At 72.4% G+C, this 25744-nt stretch carries 25 protein-coding genes; 17 read left to right on the forward strand and 8 right to left on the reverse strand.

Going from position 1 to position 25744, the window contains the following annotated elements:
* Positions 1-35: 35 nt before the first annotated feature.
* The 4 genes from panD to nadC all read left to right on the forward strand — a co-directional run bounded on the left by panD (position 36) and on the right by nadC (position 4144).
* Complete coding sequence (gene panD / locus ACTWLT_RS00745) at positions 36-464, forward strand: aspartate 1-decarboxylase (RefSeq protein WP_445316723.1); 429 nt, start codon at positions 36-38, stop codon at positions 462-464.
* Positions 465-560: 96 nt separating this feature from the next.
* Positions 561-1457 (forward strand): septum formation family protein, encoded by an 897-nt coding sequence (locus tag ACTWLT_RS00750; protein WP_445316724.1) that lies wholly within the window; start codon positions 561-563, stop codon positions 1455-1457.
* 99 nt (positions 1458-1556) lie between these two features.
* Positions 1557-3251: an L-aspartate oxidase gene (locus ACTWLT_RS00755; RefSeq protein WP_445316725.1), complete on the forward strand. Its 1695-nt coding sequence runs from the start codon at positions 1557-1559 to the stop codon at positions 3249-3251.
* The gene (gene nadC / locus ACTWLT_RS00760) at positions 3248-4144 is read left to right on the forward strand and encodes a carboxylating nicotinate-nucleotide diphosphorylase (RefSeq protein WP_252417325.1); all 897 of its coding nucleotides are present in this window, start codon (positions 3248-3250) and stop codon (positions 4142-4144) included. Before ACTWLT_RS00755 ends, nadC begins: the two co-directional genes overlap by 4 nt.
* Before the next feature lie 19 nt (positions 4145-4163).
* Here nadC and ACTWLT_RS00765 read toward each other — a convergent pair whose 3' ends face one another.
* Complete coding sequence (locus ACTWLT_RS00765) at positions 4164-5255, reverse strand: hypothetical protein (RefSeq protein ID WP_445316726.1); 1092 nt, start codon at positions 5253-5255, stop codon at positions 4164-4166.
* 119 nt (positions 5256-5374) lie between these two features.
* Here ACTWLT_RS00765 and ACTWLT_RS00770 point away from each other — a divergent pair, with 119 nt between their 5' ends.
* Positions 5375-6133 (forward strand): type III pantothenate kinase, encoded by a 759-nt coding sequence (locus ACTWLT_RS00770; RefSeq protein WP_252417322.1) that lies wholly within the window; start codon positions 5375-5377, stop codon positions 6131-6133.
* Between the two features lie 22 nt (positions 6134-6155).
* Here ACTWLT_RS00770 and ACTWLT_RS00775 read toward each other — a convergent pair whose 3' ends face one another.
* A complete protein-coding gene (locus ACTWLT_RS00775) occupies positions 6156-6905 on the reverse strand; it encodes a class I SAM-dependent methyltransferase (protein ID WP_445316727.1) in 750 nt (249 codons plus the stop codon).
* 88 nt (positions 6906-6993) lie between these two features.
* Here ACTWLT_RS00775 and lysS point away from each other — a divergent pair, with 88 nt between their 5' ends.
* From lysS to ACTWLT_RS00790, 3 genes are all read left to right on the forward strand, one after another.
* Positions 6994-8502, forward strand: coding sequence for a lysine--tRNA ligase (lysS, locus tag ACTWLT_RS00780; protein ID WP_252417320.1), 1509 nt, complete (start codon positions 6994-6996; stop codon positions 8500-8502).
* Positions 8503-8613: 111 nt separating this feature from the next.
* Positions 8614-8958, forward strand: coding sequence for a histone-like nucleoid-structuring protein Lsr2 (locus ACTWLT_RS00785; protein WP_252417318.1), 345 nt, complete (start codon positions 8614-8616; stop codon positions 8956-8958).
* A gap of 476 nt (positions 8959-9434) precedes the next feature.
* A complete protein-coding gene (locus tag ACTWLT_RS00790; RefSeq protein WP_252417317.1) occupies positions 9435-11966 on the forward strand; it encodes an ATP-dependent Clp protease ATP-binding subunit in 2532 nt (843 codons plus the stop codon).
* An 86-nt stretch (positions 11967-12052) separates the two neighbouring features.
* Here the strand turns inward: ACTWLT_RS00790 and ACTWLT_RS00795 are convergent, their stop codons facing one another.
* Entirely contained in the window at positions 12053-12964 is a 912-nt protein-coding gene (locus ACTWLT_RS00795) for an iron-sulfur binding domain-containing protein (RefSeq protein WP_445316728.1), read from the reverse strand.
* A gap of 96 nt (positions 12965-13060) precedes the next feature.
* On the opposite strand from ACTWLT_RS00795, the gene ACTWLT_RS00800 reads away from it, so the two are divergent.
* The 3 genes from ACTWLT_RS00800 to ACTWLT_RS00810 all read left to right on the forward strand — a co-directional run bounded on the left by ACTWLT_RS00800 (position 13061) and on the right by ACTWLT_RS00810 (position 15004).
* Entirely contained in the window at positions 13061-13573 is a 513-nt protein-coding gene (locus tag ACTWLT_RS00800; RefSeq protein ID WP_445316729.1) for a glycine cleavage system transcriptional repressor, read from the forward strand.
* A complete protein-coding gene (locus tag ACTWLT_RS00805) occupies positions 13570-14166 on the forward strand; it encodes a peptide deformylase (protein WP_445316730.1) in 597 nt (198 codons plus the stop codon). The genes ACTWLT_RS00800 and ACTWLT_RS00805 overlap by 4 nt, the downstream gene beginning before the upstream one ends.
* A gap of 118 nt (positions 14167-14284) precedes the next feature.
* Positions 14285-15004, forward strand: a complete 720-nt coding sequence (locus ACTWLT_RS00810; RefSeq protein WP_445316731.1) for a hypothetical protein — start codon at positions 14285-14287, stop codon at positions 15002-15004.
* 6 nt (positions 15005-15010) lie between these two features.
* On the opposite strand, the gene disA is transcribed toward ACTWLT_RS00810, so the two are convergent.
* The 4 genes from disA to ACTWLT_RS00830 all read right to left on the reverse strand — a co-directional run bounded on the left by disA (position 15011) and on the right by ACTWLT_RS00830 (position 19627).
* Positions 15011-16195, reverse strand: coding sequence for a DNA integrity scanning diadenylate cyclase DisA (disA, locus tag ACTWLT_RS00815; protein ID WP_252417311.1), 1185 nt, complete (start codon positions 16193-16195; stop codon positions 15011-15013).
* Between the two features lie 131 nt (positions 16196-16326).
* Complete coding sequence (gene radA / locus ACTWLT_RS00820) at positions 16327-17784, reverse strand: DNA repair protein RadA (RefSeq protein WP_252417309.1); 1458 nt, start codon at positions 17782-17784, stop codon at positions 16327-16329.
* Between the two features lie 84 nt (positions 17785-17868).
* On the reverse strand, positions 17869-18648 hold the full coding sequence (locus ACTWLT_RS00825; protein ID WP_445316732.1) for a hypothetical protein: 780 nt from the start codon (positions 18646-18648) through the stop codon (positions 17869-17871).
* A gap of 139 nt (positions 18649-18787) precedes the next feature.
* A complete protein-coding gene (locus ACTWLT_RS00830; RefSeq protein WP_445316733.1) occupies positions 18788-19627 on the reverse strand; it encodes a UbiA family prenyltransferase in 840 nt (279 codons plus the stop codon).
* Positions 19628-19673: 46 nt separating this feature from the next.
* Between ACTWLT_RS00830 and ACTWLT_RS00835 the strand changes: the two genes are divergently transcribed.
* From ACTWLT_RS00835 to ACTWLT_RS00850, 4 genes are all read left to right on the forward strand, one after another.
* Positions 19674-20447: a class I SAM-dependent methyltransferase gene (locus ACTWLT_RS00835; protein WP_445316734.1), complete on the forward strand. Its 774-nt coding sequence runs from the start codon at positions 19674-19676 to the stop codon at positions 20445-20447.
* Between the two features lie 41 nt (positions 20448-20488).
* Positions 20489-21658 carry an acyl-CoA dehydrogenase family protein gene (locus ACTWLT_RS00840; RefSeq protein WP_445316735.1) on the forward strand — a complete coding sequence of 390 codons (1170 nt, stop codon included), beginning with the start codon at positions 20489-20491 and terminating at the stop codon, positions 21656-21658.
* A 94-nt stretch (positions 21659-21752) separates the two neighbouring features.
* Positions 21753-22802 carry a type III polyketide synthase gene (locus ACTWLT_RS00845; RefSeq protein WP_445316736.1) on the forward strand — a complete coding sequence of 350 codons (1050 nt, stop codon included), beginning with the start codon at positions 21753-21755 and terminating at the stop codon, positions 22800-22802.
* Between the two features lie 32 nt (positions 22803-22834).
* Positions 22835-23470: a flagellar basal body-associated FliL family protein gene (locus ACTWLT_RS00850; RefSeq protein ID WP_445316737.1), complete on the forward strand. Its 636-nt coding sequence runs from the start codon at positions 22835-22837 to the stop codon at positions 23468-23470.
* Between the two features lie 8 nt (positions 23471-23478).
* Here the strand turns inward: ACTWLT_RS00850 and ACTWLT_RS00855 are convergent, their stop codons facing one another.
* The gene (locus tag ACTWLT_RS00855; RefSeq protein WP_445316738.1) at positions 23479-24174 is read right to left on the reverse strand and encodes a hypothetical protein; all 696 of its coding nucleotides are present in this window, start codon (positions 24172-24174) and stop codon (positions 23479-23481) included.
* A gap of 327 nt (positions 24175-24501) precedes the next feature.
* Between ACTWLT_RS00855 and ACTWLT_RS00860 the strand changes: the two genes are divergently transcribed.
* Together ACTWLT_RS00860 and ispD are read left to right on the forward strand one after the other, a co-directional pair.
* Positions 24502-24987: a CarD family transcriptional regulator gene (locus tag ACTWLT_RS00860; RefSeq protein ID WP_007073334.1), complete on the forward strand. Its 486-nt coding sequence runs from the start codon at positions 24502-24504 to the stop codon at positions 24985-24987.
* Between the two features lie 53 nt (positions 24988-25040).
* Positions 25041-25736 carry a 2-C-methyl-D-erythritol 4-phosphate cytidylyltransferase gene (ispD, locus tag ACTWLT_RS00865; protein WP_252417301.1) on the forward strand — a complete coding sequence of 232 codons (696 nt, stop codon included), beginning with the start codon at positions 25041-25043 and terminating at the stop codon, positions 25734-25736.
* Positions 25737-25744 lie beyond the last annotated feature (8 nt).

A 25744-nucleotide genomic window follows, 5' to 3' on the forward strand; every position in this document is an offset into this window, starting at 1 on the left:
CGCACCCTCCACCACCCTCGCGAAAGGCCACCCCGATGCTGCGGACCATGCTCAAGTCGAAGATCCACCGGGCCACCGTGACCCAGGCCGACCTGCACTACGTCGGTTCGGTGACGGTGGACGAGGACCTGCTCGACGCCGCCGACCTGCTTCCCGGCGAGCAGGTGGCGATCGTCGACATCACCAACGGCGCCCGGCTGGAGACGTACGTCATCCCGGGCGAGCGGGGCAGCGGCGTGATCGGCATCAACGGCGCCGCCGCGCACCTGGTGCACCCCGGTGACCTGGTCATCCTGATCTCGTACGGGCAGATGGACGATGCCGAGGCCCGGTCGTACCAGCCGCGGGTGGTGCACGTGGACGCCGACAACCGGGTGGTCGAGCTGGGTGCCGACCCGGCCGCGGCGGCACCGGGCACGGCCGGTGACCCGGTGCCCAGTCCGCTGGCCGTGGCGCGCGTCTGATCCCACGCACGATGATTCCGGTCTGTCACCGGAAGGTCATTTCCGGTTACCCTGGGCACGCCGTCGGAAGATGGTCGGTGGCTGGGGGAGGCCGCGATGCGCCGTGCCATGACGACCCTGTTCGCCACTGCCGTCACGGCGGCTCTGCTGGCCGGCTGCGGCGGGTCCGGCGGCCTGGACGGTGATCTGACCGACGACTGGGCGGCGCTGCCGCCGGCGACGGCGTTCACCCCGGCCGTCGGCGTGTGTCAGGCCGCCGACTTCACCGACGTGGTCACCCTGGCCAGCTACCAGCCGGTGGACTGCGCCGGCCCGCACCGGCTGGAGACCGTGCACGTGGGCGCGTTCCCGGTCGAGCGGGCCGCGCCCCCGGCCGGCGGTTCCGCCGAGCTGCGGGGCGCTTTCGCCGAGTGCGACACGAGGGCCACCGGGTACGTGGGCGACGACTGGCGGGCCGGCCGGCTGCGGTTGTCGGTGGCGCTGCCCTCTGGTCCGGGCTGGGCGGCCGGTTCCCGCTGGTACCGGTGCGATCTCAGCGAGCTGACCACGGTCGAGGCGGCGGCCACGGTGGTGGTCCGGTCGGGCAGTCTGCGGGACGCGTTGAAGGGGGCCTCGGCGCTGCGGCTGGGCTGCCAGCAGACCCGCGGCGGCGCTGGCCGGGGTGTGCAGACACTGGTCCCGGTGGAGTGCGGTGCCCGCCACGACGCGGAGTTCGTCGGGGTGTGGCGAGCGCCGGACACCCCGTACCCGACCCGCGACGCGGACTGGGCGCCCCTCTACACGGGCTGCCGCACGGTCCTGGGCCGGTACGTGGGTGTGCCGGACGACGCCGAGCTGCGGTTCCGCAGCGGTGTGGTGGTCCGCCCGCCAGGTGCGGGGCGCTGGCGCGTCGGCGACCGGGGGGTCCGCTGCTACCTGTGGCTCAGCGACCGTACGGTGACCGCCTCGCTGCGGGGCGCGGGGCCGGCCGGCCTGCCGGTCCGGACGAAGTGACCGTGGGCCGCCGGCAGGGCCGGGGCCGGACGGGGTAGTCCATACCACTCGTCGCGCCCCCGCCGCCCCGGACGAGGACGGTTCGGGTTGACTGGGGGGATGGACCTTCCGACGGTGGACCTGCCGGCCCTGCCCTCGTTGCTGGCCGCCCCGGCGCCCGGCTGGGTGGAGACCACCGACGTGATCGTGGTGGGTTCCGGGGTGGCCGGGTTGACGGCGGCGCTGCACCTGCGTGAGGCGGGCCTGCACGTCACGGTGGTCACCAAGGTCAACATTGACGACGGCTCGACCCGGTGGGCGCAGGGCGGCATCGCCGCGGTGCTCGACCCGGCGGACACCCCGGCGGCGCACGCCCGGGACACCGAGATCGCCGGGGTCGGGCTCTGCGACCCGGCGGCGGTCCGGGCGCTGGTCGAGGAGGGCCCGGTCCGGCTGCGGGAGCTGATGCGGATCGGCGCCGAGTTCGACCGTCACCCGGACGGTTCGCTGATGCTGACGCGTGAGGGCGGGCACCGGGCGGATCGGATCGTGCACGCCGGCGGGGACGCCACCGGGGCCGAGGTGCAGCGGGCCCTGCACGCGGCGGTACGGCGGGACCCGTGGATCCGGCTGGTCGAGCACGCGCTGGTGCTGGACCTGCTGCGGGCCTCCGGCGACGGCCCGGACGGGCTCGGCCCGGCCTGCGGGATCACCCTGCACGTGCTCGGCGAGGGCAGCGAGGACGGTGTGGGGGCGCTGCTGGCCCGGGCGGTGGTGCTGGCCACCGGTGGAATGGGCCAGATCTTCGCCGCCACCACCAACCCCGCGGTCTCCACCGGGGACGGGGTGGCGTTGGCGATGCGGGCCGGCGCGGCGGTGACCGATGTGGAGTTCGTCCAGTTCCACCCGACCGCTCTGATCACCCCGCCCGGCGCGGGTGTGCCCGGTGCCGGGCACGCGCAGCAGCCGCTGGTCTCGGAGGCGCTGCGTGGCGAGGGCGCGTACCTGGTGGACGCGGACGGCAAGCGCTTCATGGTGGGCCAGCACGAGTTGGCCGAGCTGGCTCCGCGGGACGTGGTGGCCAAGGGCATCCACCGGGTGCTGCTGGCCACCGGCGCGGACCACGTCTTCCTCGACGCCCGGCACCTGGGCGGGGCCTTCCTGGCCAGCCGGTTCCCGACCATCGTGGCGTCCTGCCTGGCGATCGGCGTGGACCCGGCCACCGACCTGATCCCGGTCGCCCCGGCCGCCCACTACGCCTCCGGCGGCGTCCGCACCGACCTGCGCGGCCGCACGTCCATCCCCGGCCTGTACGCCTGCGGCGAGGTCGCCTGCACGGGCGTGCACGGCGCGAACCGGCTGGCCAGCAACTCGCTGCTGGAGGGTCTGGTCTTCTCCCGGCGGATCGCCGACGACATCGCGGCCGGCCTGCCCGAGCAGGTCCAGCCGGCCGACACCGGCGCCTGGCGTGGTGGTGCGGGCTGGGTCGTGCCGGCCGAGGCGACGCCGGCCCTGCAACGGGCGATGACCAGGGGCGCGGGTGTGCTGCGCTCCGCGGCGACGCTGGCAGACACGGCCGGGACGCTGACCGAGGTGGGTGCCGCCCGGGGCCGTCCGCGGACCGCGGACTGGGAGGCGACCAACCTGCTCACCGTGGCATCGACGCTGGTGGCGGCCGCGTACGCGCGCGGTGAGACCCGGGGCTGCCACTGGCGGGAGGACTTCCCGACGGCCGACGAGCGGTGGCTGGGCCACCTGGTCGGGTCGGTCGGGGCGCAGGGCATGGTGACGCAGCGGTGGGAGGGAAGGCGATGACGGAGTCGACGCGGCTCGCGTTGCAGGCGGCCGGACTGGACCCGGCTCAGGTGCGGCGGGTGATCGAGGAGGCGCTGGTCGAGGATCTGGGGCCGGGCTTCCTGGACGTCACGAGCGTGGCAACCATCCCGGCGGAGCAGACCGACACCGCCGATCTGGTGGCCCGCGCGGACGGCGTGGTGGCCGGGACGGCGGTGGCTGCCGCCGTGTTCGAGCTGGTCGGTGAGGTGACGGGGTTCGGCCGTACCGTCGAGGTGTCGGTGCTGGCCCGCGACGGCGAGCGGGTGGCCCGCGGCGACGTGCTGGTGACGGTGACCGGGCCGACCCGGCTGCTGCTCACCGCCGAGCGCACCGCGCTCAACCTGTTCTGCCGGATGTCGGGGGTGGCCACCCACACCCGTGCCTGGGCGGACGCGCTGGCCGGCACGAAGGCGATGGTGCTGGACACCCGCAAGACGACGCCGGGCCTGCGGGCGCTGGAGAAGTACGCGGTGCGGGCCGGCGGGGGCACCAACAAGCGGATGGGCCTCTACGACGTGGCCATGATCAAGGACAACCACAAGCTGGCCGCCGGGGGTATCACCGCGGCGTACCGGCGGGTCCGGGAGTCGTTCCCCGAGGTGCCGGTGCAGGTCGAGGTGACCACGGTCGACGAGGCGGTGGAGGCGGTGGAGGCCGGAGCGGGTTTCCTGCTCTGCGACAACATGTCCCCCGAGACGCTGGCCGAGGCGGTGGCGGCCGTGGGTGACCGGGCCGAGTTGGAGGCGACCGGCGGGCTGACCCTGGAGGTGGCCGCCCGGTACGCGGCCACCGGCGTCGACTTCCTCTCGGTGGGGGCGCTGACCCACTCGTCGCCCATCCTGGACATCGCCATGGACCTGCGGATCGAGTGATCGGATGCCCGGCCGGGCGTCACACGGTGGTCAGCGAGGTGGCGGCCAGGTTGAAGATCACCCGGTTCTCGGTGTCCTGCCGGCCGTCCAGGCCGTACTTGGCCCGGAAGAGTTCCAGCACCCGGTTGTAGATCTCCGGCGGCAGCTCGTCGGCCTCGCCGATGGCGAAGGTCTCGCCCTCCGCCTCGGGCCGGTCCAGCACCACGGTCAACCCCGCCAGCCCGTGCCGGGCCACGTTGCGCACCAGGTCGGTGCCGGCGATGTACCAGTCGCCGTCGGAGCGGACGTAGAGCGCCTCGCAGGTTTCCAGGTCCCGACCGGCCTGGCGCAGGCAGAGCCGCAGGGTGAGGCAGGCCGCCAGGTCCTCCAGCGGCGCGGTCTCCCACAACTCGGCGAACCGGTCGTCGACGAACTCACCCAGCGGCGTGGAGATGAACGCCTCGATCTGCTGCGTGTCGAAGGTGCTGCCCTGCACCGGGAAGAAGGAGATGAACGCCTTGCCGTCCCAGCGGTACATCTGCACCGAGGGGGCGGCACTGTAGACCCGGACCTGGAGACGGGCCCGGGCCGACTCGGGCAGCTCCTCGCTGAGCCGTGCCAGGTGCCACAGGTTGTTGAGGATGGCCACGGAGGCGTCCCGCCGGCGCAACTCCTCGCCGCGCAGCCGTACCGCCGGTGAGTCCGGGTCGAGCAGCAGCACCTTGACGGCCGCGCCGTTGGCGAGCGCGGAGCGCAGGGCGGCCACGAACCGGGCCGCGTACGGGCCCTCCAGCATGCTGGTCCAGGTCTCCAGGATGGCCACGATCTCCCGGCACTGGGCGACCCGTTCGATCAACGCGTCCCGGTCCAGCCGGGGGTGCTCGATGATGCTGACCGTCTGGAGTTCGCGGAAGAGCGGGTTGAGCACCACGTAGGTCAGGAGCGTCATGATCAGCGCGGCGCCGATGTTGAGGTAGAGATCGCCGGCGAAGCTGCCGGCCTCCCGCAGGGACGCCCGCCACGATTGCACGATCATCCAGATGGCGCCGCCGGCCAGCGCGACCAGCACCAGCACGTGTCGCCGGCGCCGGCGCAGGGTGTTGCGGCCCCGCATCCACCACGTCCCCGACATGTCCGCTCCCCGTCCGGCCGCGCCGCGGATTGACCTATGTTCATGTCGCGATACGGCCAAGGATACGGTCCGCGGGCCGGTCCGCACCGGCCCGTACGGCGGTTGTCTAGGCTGCGTGCGTGCTGCTCTGCATCGACATCGGAAACACCAACACCGTGCTGGCGACCTTCGACGGCGACAAGCTGGTGCACTCCTGGCGGATCAAGACCGATGCCCGCTCGACGGCGGACGAGCTGGGCCTGATGTTCCGGGGCCTGCTCGCCGGGGACAACGTCGAGATCACCGGGGTGGCCGCCTGCTCCACGGTGCCGGCGGCGCTGCGGTCGCTGCGCACCATGCTCGGCCGTTACTACGCCGACCTGCCGAGCGTGATCGTCGAGCCCGGTGTGCGGACCGGGGTGCAACTGGCGATCGACAACCCGAAGGAGGTGGGCGCCGACCGGGTGGTGAACACCCTGGCCGCGTACACCCTCTACGGCGGGCCGTCGATCGTCGTGGACTTCGGCACCACCACGAACTTCGACGTGATCAGCGGTCGGGGCGAGTTCCTCGGTGGGGCGTTCGCCCCGGGCATCGAGATATCCTTCGACGCGCTCGCCGCGCGCGCCGCCCAGCTGCGCAAGGTCGAGGCGACCAAGCCCCGTTCGGTGATCGGCAAGAACACCGTCGAGTGCCTCCAGTCCGGCCTGTACTTCGGCTTCGCAGGGCAGGTGGACCGGATCGTCGAGCGGATGACCGAGGAACTGGGCACGGTGAAGGCCGTGATCGCCACCGGCGGTCTCGCCTCCCTGGTGATCAACGAGTGCCGCAGCATCACCCACCACGAGCCGATGATCACCCTGATCGGCCTGCGGATGGTCTACGACCGCAACCTCTGACCCCGCCCGGACGGGGCACGTCTCACCGCCGGCGGGCCCGCAGCACGATCGTGCGGTACGGCAGCTCGACCGTCTCCCGCCCGGCCAGCTCCGGGTGGCTGGCGAGGAGCTCCCGCAGCTCCCGCTCCACCGTCTGCCGGGTCTCGGCCGGCGCCGTGAGCCAGTAGGAGCGCGTCCGGATCAGGGCGACCACGTCGTCCGGCGTGAGGGTGGTGGTGTGGGTGAACTCGCCCACCTCGATCGGCGTGAACCCGGGGCCGAAGTCGGTGTACTTCTCGATCACGTTTCCGGCGTTGTCGCCCAGGTGGGCGATCCGCCCCAGCTCCGCCACCCACCCGACCCGCTCGTCCCTGATGTTCCAGATCGGCGCGAACGTACCGCCGGGGCGGAGCACCCGCGCGATCTCGGCGTGCGCGCGCTCCCGGTCGAACCAGTGGTATGCCTGGCCGACCAGCACCGCATCGGCCCCGCCGTCGGCCAGTGGCACCGCCTCGGCGCGGCCCGCCAACGCCGTGGTGCCGGCGGTGCCGCTCTCCAGCTGCGCCCGCATCCCCGGATCGGGCTCCACGGGTACCACCCGGTGGCCCAGGGCCAGCACGGAGCGGCTCAGGATCCCGGTGCCCGCGCCGAGATCGACGACCTGGAGCGGCGTGTCCGCGCCGGTCAAGCTGTCGAGCGCCCACCGTACGGCGGACTCCGGATACCGAGGACGAAACCGGTCGTAATCGGCCGCCGCGACGCCGAACGAGAGAGCCGGAGTGTGATCGGCCATGGCGGGCAGGTTATCCGGTAACGGCCCCCCAGGGGCTTGAGTACGCTCGGGCCTGACCCCCTGTATCTCCGTGACGAGGAAGCGTGCCGTGACCGAGCAGAACCCCGTGCCAGTGGACCCCGCCGACGACCTTCCCGAGCAGATGAAGGTCCGCCGGGAGAAGCGGGACCGGATGCTCGCCGACGGCGTCGAGCCGTACCCGGTGGGATTTCCCCGTACGGCCACCCTGGCGGAGGTGCGGGCCCGCTACGGCGACCTGCCCACCGACACCGCCACCGGCGACCAGGTCTCGGTGACCGGTCGCGTGATCTTCGTACGCAACACCGGCAAGCTCTGCTTCGCGACCCTGCGCGACGGCGACGGCACCGAGCTGCAGGCCATGCTCTCCCTGGACCGGGTCGGGCCGGAGCGCCTGGAGGACTGGAAGCGCCTCGTCGACCTCGGTGACCACGTCGGCGTCACCGGCGAGGTGATCACCAGCCGTCGGGGTGAGCTGTCGGTGCTGGCCGAGCGGTGGGAGATGACCGCCAAGGCGCTGCGGCCGCTGCCGGTGGCGCACAAGCCCCTCTCCGAGGAGGCCCGGGTCCGCCAGCGCTACGTCGACCTGATCGTCCGGCCGCAGGCCCGGCAGATGGTCCGTACCCGGGCCGCGGCGGTGCGCAGCCTGCGCGATTCGCTGCACGGGCAGGGCTTCATCGAGGTCGAAACGCCGATGTTGCAACTGTTGCACGGAGGCGCGGCGGCCCGGCCGTTCGTGACTCACAGCAATGCATTGAGCACCGATCTGTATCTGCGAATCGCCCCGGAACTGTTTCTCAAGCGCGCAGTCGTCGGCGGCGTCGACCGCGTCTTCGAGATCAACCGCAACTTCCGTAATGAGGGTGTCGACTCTTCGCACTCGCCGGAGTTCGCGATGCTGGAGACGTACCAGTCGTACGGCGACTACAACACGATGGCCGAGTTGACCCGCAATCTCGTGCAACAGGCGGCGATCGCGGTCAGCGGCTCGACGGTGGTGACCCACGCCGACGGGCGGGAGTTCGACCTGGGCGGCGAGTGGCGGTCGGTGACCTTGTTCGGGGTGCTTTCCGAGGCGCTCGGCGAGGAGGTCACGGTCCGCACCGAACGGCACCGTCTGGTGGAGTACGCGGACAAGGTGGGATTGGCCGTGGACCCGAAGTGGGGCCCGGGCAAGCTGGCCGAGGAACTGTTCGAGGAACTGGTCGTCCCCGGCCTGCAGGCACCCACCTTCGTTCGGGACTACCCGGAGGAGACCAGCCCGCTCACCCGGGCGCACCGCAGCGAGCCGGGGCTGGCCGAGAAGTGGGACCTGTACGTGCTCGGGTTCGAGCTGGGCACCGCGTACTCCGAGCTGGTCGACCCGGTGGTGCAGCGGGAACGGCTGATGGCCCAGGCGCAGCTCGCCGCTCGTGGCGACGACGAGGCGATGCGTCTCGACGAGGACTTTCTCCGCTCGATGGAGTACGGAATGCCACCCGCCGGCGGTATGGGAATGGGAATCGACCGGCTGTTGATGGCGCTGACCGGGCTCGGAATTCGGGAAACGATCCTCTTCCCGTTGGTCCGGCCCGAGTAGTCTCGGCCGGCTCGCGCCACGTCGATACCGCATCCTATTGACGGGGCGAGCAGCGCGCGGGTTATTGTGCTCTCGTTAGCAGGAGCACCCTGCTCGAAAGGAATGTGGGACGTGGCCAAGCAGATCATTCACAAGCTGGTCGATGACCTGGACGGCGGGGACGCGGACGAGACCGTCAAGTTCGCCCTCGACGGCGTTCAGTACGAGATCGACCTGTCGAGTTCCAACGCCGCGAAATTGCGCGACCTATTCGCGCCGTACGTGGGCGCCGGCACCAAGGTGGGCCGGGGCGGCGTGGTGATCGGTGGGCGTGCCGCCCGCGGTCGGGGTGGCGCGACCGCCGACCGGGAGCAGAACAAGGCGATCCGGGACTGGGCCAAGAAGGCCGGCAAGGACATCTCGGACCGGGGTCGTATCCCGCAGGAGATCGTCGACGAGTTCCACGCGAAGCGCTGATCGTCAGCAGCTTGGTGGCAGCGGCCACCGAAGGGCGACACCGACGCCGGGCCGGGGCATTCTCCGGCCCGGCGTCGCCGTGTCCGCGGCGGGAAGCATTACCGCCCGCCCGACGTTGTCCACAACCAGTGGAGCAGCTATCCACAGCCTGTGGAGAACTTCCCCCAGGGTCGCGCGCGGCGTCCGTCGTCGGCGCCGGCCCCCCTCCCGGCCCCCCTCCAGGGCTGGGAGCGAGCTTCGTCGCGCTGGTCGGATTTCGCTCTGCGCGTAGCGACAGGGGTACCGGAACACCTCCTGAGCGCGGACGGTTGTCCAAAACGACGTGGAACCGACCCGCACCGGAGACACACGACCTCAGCTGAGTCGGTCAGCGACGATAGAGTAAGGAGGCACGGACGCCCGTCCCGGACGTCCGCGCACCGGCCCCGCCGAGATCTAGACCATCAAGGCGCACGGCACGTGAGGAGCACGAGGGCATGTTCGAGCGGTTCACCGACCGAGCGCGACGGGTTGTCGTCCTGGCCCAAGAAGAGGCCCGGATGCTCAACCACAACTACATCGGTACGGAACACATCCTGCTGGGCCTGATCCACGAAGGTGAAGGCGTCGCGGCAAAGGCCCTGGAGAGCCTCGGCATCTCCCTGGAGGGCGTCCGCCAGCAGGTCGAGGAGATCATCGGCCAGGGCCAGCAGGCGCCGAGCGGGCACATCCCGTTCACGCCGCGGGCCAAGAAGGTGCTGGAGCTGTCGCTGCGCGAGGCGCTGCAGCTCGGCCACAACTACATCGGCACGGAGCACATCCTGCTCGGTCTGATCCGTGAGGGTGAGGGCGTCGCCGCCCAGGTGCTGGTCAAGCTCGGCGCCGACCTCAACCGGGTCCGCCAGCAGGTGATCCAGCTCCTCTCCGGTTACCAGGGCAAGGAGCCGGCCGCCGCTGGCGCCGCGCCGGGTGAGGCCGCGCCGTCGACCAGCCTGGTGCTGGACCAGTTCGGCCGCAACCTGACCCAGGCCGCCCGCGAGGGCAAGCTCGACCCGGTCATCGGGCGCGAGAAGGAAATCGAGCGGGTCATGCAGGTGCTCTCCCGCCGTACCAAGAACAACCCGGTCCTGATCGGTGAGCCCGGCGTCGGTAAGACCGCCGTGGTGGAGGGCCTGTCCCAGAAGATCATCAAGGGCGAGGTGCCCGAGACGCTCAAGGACAAGCAGCTCTACACGCTCGACCTCGGTGCGCTGGTCGCCGGTTCCCGCTACCGCGGTGACTTCGAGGAGCGCCTCAAGAAGGTGCTCAAGGAGATCCGCACCCGCGGCGACATCATCCTGTTCATCGACGAGATCCACACCCTGGTGGGTGCGGGTGCCGCCGAGGGCGCGATCGACGCGGCGAGCATCCTCAAGCCGATGCTGGCCCGTGGTGAGCTCCAGACCATTGGTGCCACCACGCTCGACGAGTACCGCAAGCACCTGGAGAAGGACGCCGCGCTCGAGCGCCGGTTCCAGCCGATCCAGGTGGGTGAGCCGTCGCTGGCGCACACCATCGAGATCCTCAAGGGCCTGCGCGACCGCTACGAGGCGCACCACCGGGTGAGCATCACCGACGCCGCGCTCGTGGCAGCCGCCACGCTGGCCGACCGGTACATCTCCGACCGCTTCCTGCCGGACAAGGCGATCGACCTGATCGACGAGGCCGGCGCCCGGATGCGGATCCGCCGGATGACCGCGCCGCCAGACCTGCGCGACTTCGACGAGCGCATCGCCCAGGTGCGTCGCGACAAGGAGTCCGCGATCGACGCGCAGGACTTCGAGCGCGCCGCCCAGCTGCGTGACAAGGAGAAGCAGCTCCTTGGCCAGAAGGCGCAGCGGGAGAAGGAGTGGAAGGCCGGTGACCTGGACGTCGTCAGCGAGGTTGACGACGAGCAGATCGCCGAGGTGCTCGGCAACTGGACCGGCATCCCGGTCTACAAGCTGACCGAGGAGGAGACCTCTCGCCTGCTGCGCATGGAGGACGAGCTGCACAAGCGCGTCATCGGCCAGGAGGACGCGGTCAAGGCGGTCTCGAAGGCGATCCGGCGTACCCGGGCCGGCCTGAAGGACCCGAAGCGCCCGTCGGGCTCGTTCATCTTCGCCGGCCCGTCCGGCGTGGGTAAGACCGAGCTGTCCAAGGCGCTCGCCGAGTTCCTCTTCGGCAGCGAGGATGCTCTCATCCAGCTGGACATGTCCGAGTTCCACGACCGCTACACGGTCTCCCGGCTGGTGGGTGCCCCTCCCGGCTACGTCGGCTACGACGAGGGCGGGCAGCTGACCGAGAAGGTGCGGCGTCGGCCGTTCTCGGTGGTTCTCTTCGACGAGATCGAGAAGGCCCACCCGGACGTGTTCAACACGCTGCTCCAGATCCTGGAGGACGGTCGGCTCACCGACGGTCAGGGTCGGATCGTGGACTTCAAGAACACGGTCATCATCCTGACCACCAACCTGGGCACCCGTGACGTCGCCAAGGCGGTGTCGCTGGGCTTCCAGCAGTCGGAGGACTCCGAGTCCACCTACGACCGGATGAAGCAGAAGGTCAACGACGAGCTCAAGCAGCACTTCCGGCCTGAGTTCCTCAACCGGATCGACGACACCATCGTCTTCCACCAGCTGCGCCAGAACGAGATCCTCTCGATCGTGGACATCATGATCCAGCGGATCGAGTCGCAGCTGCGCAACAAGGACATGGGTCTGGAGCTGACCGACAACGCCAAGAAGTACCTGGCGCTGAAGGGCTTCGACCCGGTGCTCGGTGCTCGTCCCCTGCGTCGCACGATCCAGCGCGACATCGAGGACAACCTCTCCGAGCGGATCCTGTTCAACGAGCTGACCCCGGGTCAGATCGTGGTGGTGGACTGCGAGGGCGACCCGAACGACATCGACAAGTCCAAGCTCGTCTTCCGGGGCGCGGACAAGCCGGTCGAGGTTCCGGACGCCGTGCCGGCCGACCTGGGCGGCACCGCCGCCGCGGGCGCGGACGAGTAGTACAACCAGCAGCAAGGGGCGGGGCCCCGGTGGCGCGAGCCACCGGGGCCCCGCCTTTTCGCCACCACCGAAGGACGGGGCGCGGGTCAGGCGGTGAGGTCGGGGACGGGCATCGACGGGCCGTCGCCGACCAGGCGGAAACTGTCGACCCCGGCGGGCTCCACCAGCCCGTCCTGCACCAGGCCGGCCAGGGCACGGGCGCGCTGCACATCGTCGGTCCAGACCTGGTCCAGCCGCTGGTGCCCGACCGGTCCGGTGGCCTCCCGGAGTACGCCGAGCAGCAGCCCGCGTACCTGCCGGTCGGTGCCCGCGTACCGCTGCGGGCGACGGGTGGGTCCGGCCGGTGCCTCCTGCCCGGAGGCCCTCCACGCGCAGATCGACTCGACCGGGCAGGCCGCGCAGCGGGGCGATCTGGCCGTGCAGATGACCGCTCCCAGCTCCATGAACGCCGCGCTGGCGAGCGCCGCCGCTGGCGGATCGAGCGGGAGAAGCTCCTCGGTGGCGACCAGGTCGGCCGGCCGGGTCACCGGCCCGGCGTCGGCTTCGCCGGCCACCGCCCGGCAGACCACCCGTCGCACGTTCGTGTCGACCACGGGGTGCCGCTGCCCGTACGCGAACGCGGCCACCGCCCGCGCCGTGTACGTGCCGACTCCCGGCAGTGCCAGAAGCTGCTCCAGCCGGTCCGGCACCTGGCCGCCGTGCCGGTCCACGATCGCGACCGCACACTCCCGCAGCCTGACCGCCCGTCGGGGGTACCCGAGGCGTCCCCACATCCGGATCGCCTCGGCCGGGCTGTCGGCCGCGAGCGCAGCCGGGTCCGGCCAGCGTGCCAGCCACGCCTGCCAGGCCGGCACCACCCGGACCACCGGTGTCTGCTGGAGCATGACCTCGCTGACCAGGATGGCCCACGGGCTGACTCCGGGTTCGCGCCAGGGCAGGTCACGGGCGTGCTGTTGGTACCACCGGCTGACCACGGTGGCGAAATCGGGTTGAGTCATCGCGTCGTCGATGATGTCACGCGGTGCATTCCCGCTGGATGGGCGGCTCGGGCGGTGTGTCGCTGCGGCGGCGGACGGATCGGGCAGAATGCGCGGATGAACGAGCTCGCGATCACCGTCATCGGCCGGGACCGGCCGGGCATCGTGGCCGACGTCGCGGAGGTGCTGGCCCGACTGGGCGCGAATCTCACCGACAGCACGATGACCCGCCTACGGGGGCATTTCGCGATGACCCTCATCTGCACCGGCCCGGCCACCGCCGAGGTCGAGGCGGCGCTGGCGCCGCTGGCCGCCGAGGGCCAGCTGTTGGCGACGGTACGCGCCGTCACCCCGGACGGGGAGGTGCCGCCGGCGGGCGAGCCGTACGTGATGGCCGTGCACGGGTCGGACCGGATGGGCATCGTCGCGGCCATGACCCGGGTGCTGGTGGACGCCGGCGGGAACGTCACCGACCTGAGCACCCGGTTGGCCGGCTCGCTCTACGTGGTGCTGGCGGAGGTCGAGTTGCCGCCCGGCGTGGCCGACACGTTGACCAACCGGCTGCACCGGACGGCCACCGAGCTGGGCGTGGAGGTCACCCTCCGGCCGGCGGACCCGGACCTGCTGTGACGGGCGGGCGGAGCGGGGCGGACACGGGCCGGGAGGTCGGCACGTACGCCGGTCTGGGTGACTGGACGCCGGAGTCGCTGGCGGTGCCGGGCGAGGTGCGGCCGGTGGTGTCGGCCCCCCACCCGGTGCTGAGCAGGGCCGGCGGCGAGGTCGACCCGACCGCGGGGGAGACCGTCCGGCTGGCCGCCGACCTGGTGGCCACGATGCGGGTCTCGCCGGGCTGCGTGGGTCTGGCCGCACCGCAGATCGGAGTGGGTGCCCGGGTCTTCGCGGTCGATGTGACCGGGCATCCGAAGGCGGTGACCGTGCACGGCACCTTCGTGCTCTGCAACGCGCGGGTGGTCGAGGCGACGCGGTGGAAGCCGGGCCGGGAGGGGTGCATGTCGGTGCCGGACCTGACCGGGGACGTGAAGCGTGCCAGCCGACTGGTGGTGGAGGGTGACCTGCCGGGGACCGGGGAGGCGGTCCGGCTGGTGACCGACGGCTTCGAGGCGCGGGCGTTGCAGCACGAGATCGACCACTGCGCCGGGCTGCTGTTCCTGGACCGGGTGGCCGGCGCGCACGCCGTCTACCAGCGCAAGGTCTACCTCTGACCCGGCGCTGGACCATCGAACTGTCCGTCCTGATTGGAGAGTCGACCGGTCGAGCCGGTGGCGCTCCGGCGCGTCGCGCCGGGCTGCCGGGTGCCGCGCCGCTACGGTGGGAGGCATCATGCGTCTGACGGTCGGCCCCCTGCCACCCGCCGTGTACTGGCGGCGTCGCGCCGTCGTACTCGGAGCGGGGCTTCTCTTCCTGATTGTCCTGCTCTATTCCTGCACGGGTTCGGGCCGCTCCGGCGGCCGACCGCAGGCAGGGGCGACACCGACGTCGGCGTCGACGTCCGCCGCGGCCCCGGGGCCCGGTGAGTCGGTGTTGACGCCGCAGAGCGGGGCTCCGCCGGCGTCCCGGTCGGCCGATCCGGCCGCGGGGGAGCCCACCCCCGAGATCACCAGCAACGTGCCGCCGCCGGGCGCCGCCGGGTCGGTGGACGACGGCACCTGCACCGACGCGGAGATCACCGTGACCTCGGTGGCGCAGCCCACCTCGGTGCAGCGCGGAGCGGTCGTCGACCTCCAGCTCAAGATCAAAAACACGGCGGAGCGGACGTGCAGCCGCAACGTCGGCGCCGACCTCCAGGAGATCTTCATCAAGTCCGGTGCCGAGAAGATCTGGTCGTCGGACACCTGCGGCAAGGTGCAGGGGTCGGACGTGCAGTCCTTCACGCCCAACTTCGAGCGGGCCTACCAGGTGGGCTGGAACGGCCGGGACACCAGCCGGTGCGACAGCAACGGGCTGGCCGCCGGGCCTTTCCCGCCGGCCGGGACGTACCAGGTGTTCGCCCGGGTCGGCACCAAGCTGAGCGCACCGGCGAAGATCACCATCACCGGCTGAGCCGGGTCAGACGTACCGCTCCAGGATGGATGCCTCGGCGAGCCGGGACAGCCCCTCGCGGACGCCCCGGGCGCGGGCGTCGCCGACCCCCTCGACGGCCTGCAGATCCTCCACCGTCGCACCCAGCAGCCGCTGGAGGCTGCCGAAATGCACCACCAGGCGGTCGACCACGGCCACCGGCAGGCGGGGCACCTTGGCCAGCAGTCGGAAGCCACGGGGGCTGACCGCGGCGTCCAGCGCGTCCGATGCGGCGGGGTAACCGATCGCCTTGGCAACCGACACCAGGTCGATCAGCTCGGTGGCACCCAGCAGGTCAAGCTCGACCAGCGCCTCGTCCAGGGTGCGGGACTTGCGGCCGACCGGGAGGTAATCCCGGATGACCAGCGTCCGGTCGGCGTCCACGCCGGCCATCAGCTCGTCGAGCTGGAGCGCGAGCAGTCGGCCGTCGGTGCCCAGCTCGACCACGTAACCGGCGATCTCGTCGGCGATCCGGCGGACCATCTCCAGCCGCTGCACGACGGCCACGGCGTCCCGCACGGTGACGAGGTCCTCGATCTCCAGAGCGGAGAGCGTGCCGGAGACCTCGTCCAGCCGGAGCTTGTAGCGCTCCAGGGTGGCCAGCGCCTGGTTGGCCCGGGAGAGGATGGCCGCCGAGTCGTCGAGCACGTGCCGCTGGCCGTTGACGTAGAGGCTGATGATCCGCATGGACTGGCTGACCGAGATGACCGGGTAGCCGGTCTGCCGGGCCACCCGCTCGGCGGTGCGGTGGCGGGTGCCGGACTCCTCCGTCGGGATGGACGGATCGGGCATCAGGTGCACCGCCGCCCGGACGATCCTGGTGCCGTCGCTGGAGAGCACCACTGCGCCGTCCATCTTGCACAGCTCCCGCACCCGGGTCGCGGAGAACTCCACGTCCAGGGGGAAGCCGCCGGTGCACAGGCCCTCGACGACCTTGTCGTAACCGAGCACGATGAGCGCGCCCGTGCGGCCGCGCAGGATGCGCTCCAACCCGTCGCGCAGCGCGGTGCCGGGTGCCATCAGGGCGAGGTTGGCCCGCAGCGGATCCCCGGCGCTTCCGGCGGCACCCGCCGTCACGCTCACGCTGATCGGACGGGCGGGCGAGCCCACGCCACCGGTGCGGGCGTGAGGCGGCGCGCCGGCAGGCTTGGTGGTATCGCGGTCGATCGGCACGGGCACAGTCTACGGACTGCCGTGCGGTGGGTGCTGTCGTGGTTACTGTGATGTGTCACGATGCCGCCCTTCGAACCGTTTCCCGCTTGGGGCGTGCTGTCCGGTATCGCCGTCCCCGTCGACACGGTGGGTCACTCGGCGGACGCGCGGGCCGCATGGTGCAGGGCCGAACGCACGTCCGTGACCTCGGTCACCCGCATCTGCTCGGGGCCGGCGCCGGTGCTGGCCGGGCCGCAACCGGGCGGGACCAGGGCCACCTTGAACCCCAGCCGGGCCGCCTCGGCCAGCCGGCGCGGCACCGCCCCGACCCGGCGCACCTCGCCGGTCAGCCCCACCTCGCCGATCGCCACCAGGTGCGGCGCGATGGCGAGGTTGAGCCCCCCGGAGGCGACCGCCAGCGCGACCGCCAGGTCGGCCGCCGGCTCCACCACCCGGATGCCGCCCACGGTGGCGGCGAAGACCTCCCGGTCGTGCAGGGTCAGCCGCTCGGTGCGGCGTTGCAGCACCGCGAGCACCATCGCCAGCCGGGCCGAGTCGAGGCCGGAGACCGTGCGCCGGGGGGAGCCGGCCACCGTCGCGCCGATCAGCGCCTGCACCTCGGTGACCAGGGCCCGACGCCCCTCCATCGCGACGGTCACGCAGGTGCCCGGCACCGGCTCGGAGTAGCGGGTCAGGAACAGCCCGGACGGGTCGGCCAGGCTGCTGATGCCGCCCTCGTGCATCTCGAAGCAGCCGACCTCGTCGGCCGCGCCGAACCGGTTCTTGACGCCGCGCACCAGCCGCAGCGAGGAGTGCTTGTCACCCTCGAAGTGCAGCACCACGTCGACCAGGTGCTCCAGCACCCGGGGGCCGGCCACCTGGCCGTCCTTGGTGACGTGCCCGACCAGCACGGTGGCGATGCCCCGCTCCTTGGCGACCGAGACCAGCGCGGCGGTGACCGCGCGGACCTGGGTCACCCCACCGGGCACGCCCTCGGTGCCGGTGGTCGAGATGGTCTGCACCGAGTCGAGCACCAGCAGGCCGGGCTTGACCGCGTCGAGGTGCCCCAGCACCGCCGCCAGGTCGCTCTCCGCGGCGAGGTAGAGCTGGTCGTGCAGGGTGCCCATCCGCTCGGCGCGCAACCGCACCTGGCTGACCGACTCTTCCCCGCTGACGACCAGCGAGGGGGTGCCGGAGCCGGCGGCCCACTGCTGCGCCACATCCAGCAGCAGGGTCGACTTGCCGACGCCGGGCTCACCGGCGAGCAGCACCACCGCGCCCGGAACCAGGCCGCCGCCGAGCACCCGGTCGAGCTCGCTCACCCCGGTGGGCCGGGCGCGGGCCGGCGCCGCGCTGATGGTGGCGATCGGCCGGGCCGGCTCGGCCGGCAGCCGGGAGCTGACCACCCGACCGGACACGGTCGGACCGGTCACCGTGCTCTCGACCACCGAGCCCCACTCGCCGCATTCCGGGCAACGCCCCACCCACTTGGGCGGCTGGTGGCCGCAGGCGTCGCACTCGTAGGCCGGACGGGGCTCGCGGGCTGTGGACCGGCCGCGGGCGCCACTGGCCGTGCCGCCGCGCGGAGCGGCCGATCGGGAGGTGGTCACATCAGGACGCTAGCCCTCGCGTACGACGAAAACACCCCGGCGTGGTGGTCACCACGCCGGGGTGTTCGTCGATGCCGGGGTCGGTCAGCCGTGGCCGGAGCCACCCTCTTCCTGACCCTCGTAGCCGCCCTCGCGCTCGATGATCGGCGACGGGGGTGCCGCCGGGGTGAGCGGCACCGCGATCGGCGCGGGCCCGGTCACCGTGTTGCCGTTACCGAAGTCGAAGGTCACGAAGACGTTCTGGCCGGAGCGCAGCTCCTCGGTCAGGCCGATCAGCCGGAGCTGCTGGGTGGCCTCGGAGTTGAGCTGGAGGTAGCTCAGCGGCGCCAGCTCGATCCGGGCGGGCTGACCCGGGGCGGAGGGGCTGGCCGAGCCCGACGCCCGTGCCGACTCCGGGGCGGACGGGGTGGCCGAGGACGACCCGGTCTCGGACGGGGTCGCCGACGGGCTGGCCGAGCCGGACCCGGAGGTCGACGGGCTGGGCGAGCCGGACTCGGACGGGCTGGCCGACGCGGAGGCGGACGGCGACGGGCTGGCCGAACCGCCGCTGATCACGACCTCGCGGGCGCTCTCGGTGGTGACGGTTACCGTCACCGTGTCCCTCGAGTCGTTGTAGATCACGGCGTTGAGCAGGGCGTCCTGCCCGGCCTTGTAGCCCTCGGTGCCGGGGTAGTCGACGAGCAGGCCACGCACCGCGAAGGCCCCGTTGCCGGCCGAGAGGTTGACGCCCTGGACCGACGGCTCCTTGTTGGCGGTCTCGGCGATCTGGCCGGCGCCGCACCCGGACGCCAGCAGGCTGGTCGCCGCCGCAATCCCGGACAGCAGCAGGGCCGCCCGCCGGGATCCCCTGATCGAGCGCGTCACGTCGGTCCTCCTCGTCACGATCCCCACCCGGCCGCACGCCGGGCACGGTGGCCATACCCGCGCAGACCGCGCTCCAGGGTAGTTGGAGCTGATCGAGGCCCGCACGCGGACCCGGCAATGCCACCTTCCCGGGCGCCGGTCACACCACCCGACCGCTCGCCACCAGCAGGACCACGTCGATGAGGGCCACCAGCAGCACCGCCCGGAAGGCCGCCACCGGCCGCCGGCCGGACCGGACCGCCGAGCGTCCGGCGTACCAGCTCAGTGGCGGCACCACGGCGGCCGTGCCGATCGCCGCCAGACCGACCGCCGAGGGCGGCCCGGGTGGCCCGAGGACCAGGGCCGCGGTCGCCGCGAGGAGGAGCCCGGCGGCCGCCACCCGGCTGCCGGTCGCGCCCAGCCGGTGTGGCAGGCCGCGCACGCCGGTGCGCGCGTCGTCGGCCAGGTCGGGCAGCACGTTGGCGAAGTGCGCGCCGGCGCCCAGGCAGGCGCCCGCCGTCACCAGCCAGGCCGGCGGGGCCGGTTCGCCCGGTAGTGCCAGCACCACGAAGGCGGGCAGCGCGCCGAAGGAGACCGCGTACGGCAGCACCGAGAGGACCGTGGCCTTGAGCGGCCAGTCGTAGAGCAGCGCGGAGACCAGGGCGACGGTAAGCCAGAACGCCGCCGTGGGGTTCGTGGTCAGCGCCACCAGCGGACAGGCCACCGCGGCCACCGCCGCGGCCCAGGCCGTGGTGCGCCGGCCGACCGCGCCGGCGGCGACCGGCTTGTCGGTACGCCCCACGGTGGCGTCCCGCTCGGCGTCCAGCGCGTCGTTGGTCCAGCCCACGGCGAGTTGGCTGGCCAGCACGGCGAGCACCACCGAGGCGATTCCGGCCGGCCGGTGCCCCACTCCCCAGGCCAGCAGACCGGCCACCGTGGTCACCGCCGCGCCCGGTTCCGGATGGCTCGCCCTGACCAGCCCTAACACCCTCGACGACATAAGGGAAGTCTGGTCGTTACCGAGCAGTCGTGCCACGCTCAGAGCCATGCGAGACGTGGCTGCGGCCGCGGCGTCGACCGGCCCCCGGGTGCTGCCGCGCAACGATCCGCGCCAGTACGACGACCTGGCCGGGGAGTGGTGGCGTCCGGACGGCGCGTTCGCGATGCTGCACTGGCTCGCCGAGGCCCGCGCGGCGATGGTGCCACCGGCCACCCGACCCGACGCGCTCCTGGTCGACCTGGGCTGCGGTGCCGGGCTGCTCGCCCCGCACCTGGCGGGCAAGGGATACCGGCACGTCGGCGTCGACCTGACCCGCTCGGCGCTGGTCCAGGCCGCCGAGCACGGGGTGCGCGTGCTCCAGGCCGACGTCACCGCCATCCCGCTCACCGACGGCTGCGCGGACGTGGTCTCCGCCGGTGAGCTGCTGGAACATGTGCCGGACTGGCGGCGCGCGGTGGCCGAGGCGTGTCGGGTGCTGCGCCCCGGTGGCCTGCTGGTGCTGGACACCCTGAACGACACGGCGTTGGCACGTCTGGTCGCGGTGCGGATCGCCGAGCGACTGCCGACGGTGCCGCGCGGCATCCACGATCCACGGTTGTTCGTGGACGCTCGCGCGTTGGTGGCCGAGTGCGCCCGGCACGGTGTCACACTGCGGCTGCGCGGCATCCGCCCGCAGGTTGGCGGCCTGGTCGCCTGGCTGCTGCGGCGGGCACGCGCGTCCCGGACGCCCGGCGCCGCCACCGGCGGCCGTGCACCGCGCATCGTGCCGACCCGCTCCACCGCCGTGTTGTACCAGGGTCGGGGAGTCCGCAACGGATAGTCGGTCGTGGCGGGGGTAAGGGACGCCGAGAAGGGGGCGATATGACGGTGCACGCGCTTGAGGCGGCCCGCCGGTTGGCGCCGCGGTTCGCCGCGCGGGCGGCACAGTACGACCGGGACGGCTCCTTCCCGGTCGAGGACTTCCATGACCTACGGGAGGCCGGCTTGTTCGGCCTGATGGTGCCCCGGGCCCTCGGTGGCCTGGGTGCCAGCTTCGCCGAGTACGCCGCCGTGGCCACCGAACTTGCCCGGGGCAACGGCGCCACCGCCCTGGTGTTCAACATGCACGCCTCGGTGACCGGTGCGCTGGGCGCGGTCACCGAGGAGCTGGCCGAGGCGCTGGGTGTGCCGGACGAGGCGCTGGCCGCCCGGGACCGGCTGCTCACCGCCGCGGCGCAGGGTTCCTGGTACGCGGTCGCGATGAGCGAGCGCGGCGCCGGTGCCCGGCTCTCCCAGTTGAGCACGGTCTACGAGGCGACCGACGGGGGCTGGCGTCTCAAGGGCAGCAAGACGTTCTGCTCGGGTGCCGGGCACGCGGACGGCTACCTGGTGGCCGCACGCAGTTCCGCCGACCAGTCGATGGTGTCCCAGTTCCTGGTTCCGGCCGGCCCGGAGGGGCTGACCGTCGAGCCGACGTGGGACGCGCTCGGCATGCGCGCCACCTCATCGCACGACCTGCACCTGGACGTGGAGGTGCCGGCGGACCGGCTGCTCGGCGGGGTGGAGGGGCTGGCGCTGGTGGTCGCCCAACTGATGCCGCACTGGCTGGTGGCCAGCTACGCGGCCGTCTACGTCGGGGTGGCGCGCGCGGCGATCGACGCGGCGGCCGAGCATCTCAACGCCCGCAACCTGGCCGGCCTGCCAGCGGTGCGTGCTCGACTGGGGCGGGCGGACGCGGCCACGGCGGCGGCGCAACTGGTGGTGGCCGAGGCCGCCCGCCGGGTGGACGAGATGCCGGGCGACGCGGAGACCAACCGCTGGGTGTGGCGGGCGAAGCTGCTGGCCGGCACCACGGCTGCCGACGTGGCGGCGTCGATGCTGGAGGCGGCGGGCACCTCGGCGACCCGGCGCGGCCATCCGTTGGAGCGGCTCTACCGGGACGCCCGCTGTGGCTCGCTGCATCCGGCCACGTCGGACGTCTGCGCCGACTGGCTCGGCATCGCCGCGCTCGGCGGAGACCCGGACCGCGACGGATCGGCCCCGCGTTGGTGAGCCGCAGCGGTTCGACCGCCGTGGGGGATTGGCCGGCCACGGTGGCCGGTGGGACGGCCCGGGGGAGGACAGCGTCGGACGAGAGGTGGGGATCGTGTCCGTACCAGTGATCGCGGGGCTCGGGACGGCACAGCCGCCGTCCGCCCTGCAGGACGAGTTGTGGGAGGGCTTCTTCTCCCGGCACTTCTCTGGCACCACCCGGTCGTTGGCCCAGCGGATCTTCGCGAACTCGGGCGTCACGCGGCGGCAGGCCGCGGTCAACCCCCTGCTGGAGGACGTGTCGGACTGGCCGACCGAACGGCGGATGCGTCGCTACCAGGTCGAGGCGCTGCCGCTGGGCAAGGAGGCGGTCGGCCGCGCGTTGACGGCGGCCGGGCTGGGCGCCGGCGACGTGGGGTTGTTCATCGTCTGTTCCTGCACCGGGTACGCCACCCCGGGGCTGGACATCCTGCTCGCCCGGGATCTCGGCATGGCCCCGGACACCCAGCGCATGTTCATCGGTCACATGGGCTGCTACGCGGCGTTGCCGGGGCTGGGGGCGGCGAGTGACTTCGTCACCGCGCGGGGTCGCCCGGCGTTGCTGCTCTGCGCGGAGCTGACCAGCCTGCACATCCAGCCGTCCAGCGCACGGGTGGACACCCAGCAGATCGTCTCGCACGCGCTCTTCTCGGACGCCGCGGTCGCCGCCGTGGTCGTGCCGGGCGGTTCGGGGTACGCGATGCGCGAGCTGACCTCGGTCACCGACACCTCCACCGCCGACCACATGACCTGGGACGTCACGGACAGCGGTTTCCGGATGGGGTTGTCGCCGAAGGTCCCGCAGGTGCTCTCCCGGCACGTCCGTGCGCTGGTCGACGACCTGTTGGCCCGGCACGGCACCAGCCGCTCCGACGTGGACGGCTGGGCGGTGCACCCGGGCGGGCCCCGGATCCTCAACGTGGTCGAGCGGGAGCTGGCCCTGCCGCCGCAGGCGTTGGCCGCGTCCCGGGCGACGCTCGACGAGCACGGCAACTGCTCGTCGCCGACCGTCCTGCTGATCCTTGACCGGCTGAGCCGTCAGACGCCGGCGCCGCGACGGATCGTCATGCTGGCGTTCGGTCCCGGCCTGACCCTGTACGCCGCTCTGCTCGATCGGCAGGGCTGAACGTCCGGCGGCCCGGCCGGTACTCTCGCCGCATGGACGCGGCGGCGGACGACCGGCTGCGGTCGGCGGTGCTGGCCGGGGTGACCCTGGCCGCGCTGGCGGTGGGCGGCTGGTGGTGGCGCACCGCCGCGCCCGCTCCGGTGGCCGGGCCGGTCGGCCCGCCGACAGCCGAGCCGAGCGTCAGCACGGAGTTGGAGCGCGTCATGGCCACTGCCGTCCCCGGTGAGCGGGTGACGGTGCGGGTGGATCCCGAGACGGGCGAGGGCTTCAGGGTGCAGAGCGCCCCGAGAGCGATGATCGACCCGACGACGGGCATGATCACCGACATCGACGGCGATCCGGGACTGCTCTTCTCCGAGGGTGATCTGCCCTCGTTCCGCGAGACGATCTGGCGGGAGCAGAGGGAGCTCGTCCCCGGCCAGGGCATGACCCGGCAGTCCACCGATGACGGCGCCCGCTATCTGCTGCAGTACCGGTGCACACGGCCGGGCGCGATGGCGGTGACGAGCACCGGGGCCGAAATCGCCGGCCCACCGCGCATCGACTGCGACGGCATGATCGCCTCCGCCGAGGTGCTGCCCGGTGGCGGGCCGTTCCGGGTGTCCCTGTCGGCTGTCGGCGACCGGCCCGTCGACGTCGAGGCGCAGCTCGTCGCACTGCCCCGCTAGGCGGGCGGTCAGGCGGCGAGGGCGGTCAGGTCTGCGCGGTACGCGTCGACCGGCCCCAGTTCGGGCAGCACCCGGGTCACCACACCGGCACGGTCGACCAGCAGCGCGGTCGCGCTGCCGGGGTGGGCCGGTTGACCCACGAAGGCGCGTAGGCCGCCGGCGGGATCGGCGAGGGCTCGTACGTCCCGTCCGGCCGACGGCTGGGCCGTCACCGTCCGCCCTCCGCTGACGGTGACCACGGAAACCCCGGCGGGTGCCGCGCTCACCGCCTCGGCGACCCGCTCCGGGCAGGTGCAGCCGTCCAACAGGATGATCATGGCGGGCAGCAGGCCACGCAGTGGCACCGGCGCCTGAGTGGCGTCGACCAGGTCGAGTGCGGGCAGCGGCCGCCCGGTGAGGGCGGCGGGCGGCGAGTAGGGGGCGGGAGTCGGGCGGTCGGTGCCGCGACCGGCGCGCGGCCAGGTGACCGCGAGCAGGCCGACCAGCGTGGTGAGCAGCGCCACCAGCAGGACCAGCAGAGGCAGGGCGAGAGCACGGGGGCCGTCGCCGGGCTGGCCGGCGGCCCGGCGCAGCTCACGGCGGAGTTCGGCCGCCTCGGCGGCGAGCGCGGAGGCGTCGTCGGGGACCACCACGCGACCCCACTCGGGTGGCAGGTCGGGCAGCCCTTCGGACGGCCCCTGGCCCTCTGCGTCTGGCCTGCCCATCGGACCCCCTGACAGCGTCTCGAGAGCGGAGTGCGGTTCTGCCTCCAGCGTCCCCCACGAGGGCACCTCCCGCTACACCTGGGCGCAGTTCCGCTCGGCGGGATACCATGAGGTGAGCGCATAGCCCTTGATCTCGACGTTCTGTTCACCCGTACCGGGAAGTCATCCGTACGTTACGGAGCGTGTTCGAACCATTGGTTTGACCGCCTGTCAAGCTGAAGAAAGACCTCTCACAGGGCCCCTGAGCTGCGCCAACGGTCAGGACATCGGTGAGACATCGGTGCCTGACCGTGTTACCCTAGACACAGCGAAAGGGGTTTCGAACCTATGGTTTTCAGTGTCGGCGAGACCGTTGTTTACCCCCACCACGGGGCCGCACTCATCGAGGCAATCGAGACTCGGGTCATCAAGGGCGAGCCCAAGCAGTACCTCGTCCTGAGGGTTGCGCAGGGTGACCTGACGGTCCGGGTGCCGGCCGAGAACGCCGAGATCGTGGGTGTGCGTGAGGTGGTCGGCGAAGAAGGCCTCGGCAAGGTCTTCGACGTTCTTCGGGCTCCGCACACCGAGGAGCCGACCAACTGGTCGCGGCGTTACAAGGCCAACCTGGAGAAGCTGGCCTCCGGCAACCCGCTGAAGGTTGCCGAGGTCGTGCGAGACCTGTGGCGTCGGGAGCGGGAGCGGGGCCTTTCCGCGGGTGAGAAGCGAATGCTCGCCAAGGCCCGTGACATTCTCGTCGGCGAGGTCGCGCTGGCCGAGAAGAGCACCAAGGACGAGGCGGAGACGCTGCTCGACAAGGTGCTCACCGAGGCCTAGTCCGCACAGCATCGTCGTACCCACTTCGTAGCGAACAAACCGAGGACCGTGACGTGACCGCGCAGCTCAATCCGCGCGGTGACGTCGCGGTCCTCGTTCCTGCGGCGGGTGCCGGTGTGCGGCTCGGCCCCGGCCGACCCAAGGCGCTGCGCCTGCTGGCCGGCGAGCCGCTGCTCGTGCACGCCGTGCGCCGGCTGGCCGCGGCGCCCTCGGTGCACACGATCGTGGTGGCCGCGCCGGCGACCGAGGTGACGGCCGTGCGCGAGCTGCTCGCCGCGGTGGCGCCGGTGACCGTGGTGCCCGGCGGCGCCGAGCGGCAGGCGTCGGTGGCCGCCGCGCTGGCCGCGGTGCCCGCCGGCCCGGAGATCATCCTGGTGCACGACGCCGCCCGTGCGCTCACCCCGCCCGAGCTGGTCGAATCCGTCGCCGCGGCGGTCCGGGGCGGGCGGGACGCGGTGATCCCGGTGCTGCCGGTCGTCGACACGATCAAGGAGGTCGGCGCCGGCGAGGTGGTGCTGGGCACCGTCGACCGATCCGCCCTGCGCGCGGTGCAGACCCCGCAGGGTTTCCGCCGTTCCGTGCTCACCGCCGCGCATGCCGCGGCCGGTGATCCGCTCACCGACGACGCCGGTCTGGTCGAGAAGCAGGGCGTCACGGTGGGCTGCGTGCCGGGCTCGGAGTACGCCCTGAAAATCACCCGTCCGTTCGACCTGGCGCTGGCGGAGCATCTGCTGGCTGCCGCCGAGTGACGCGTACC

The organism is Micromonospora yongxingensis, assembly GCF_052601155.1.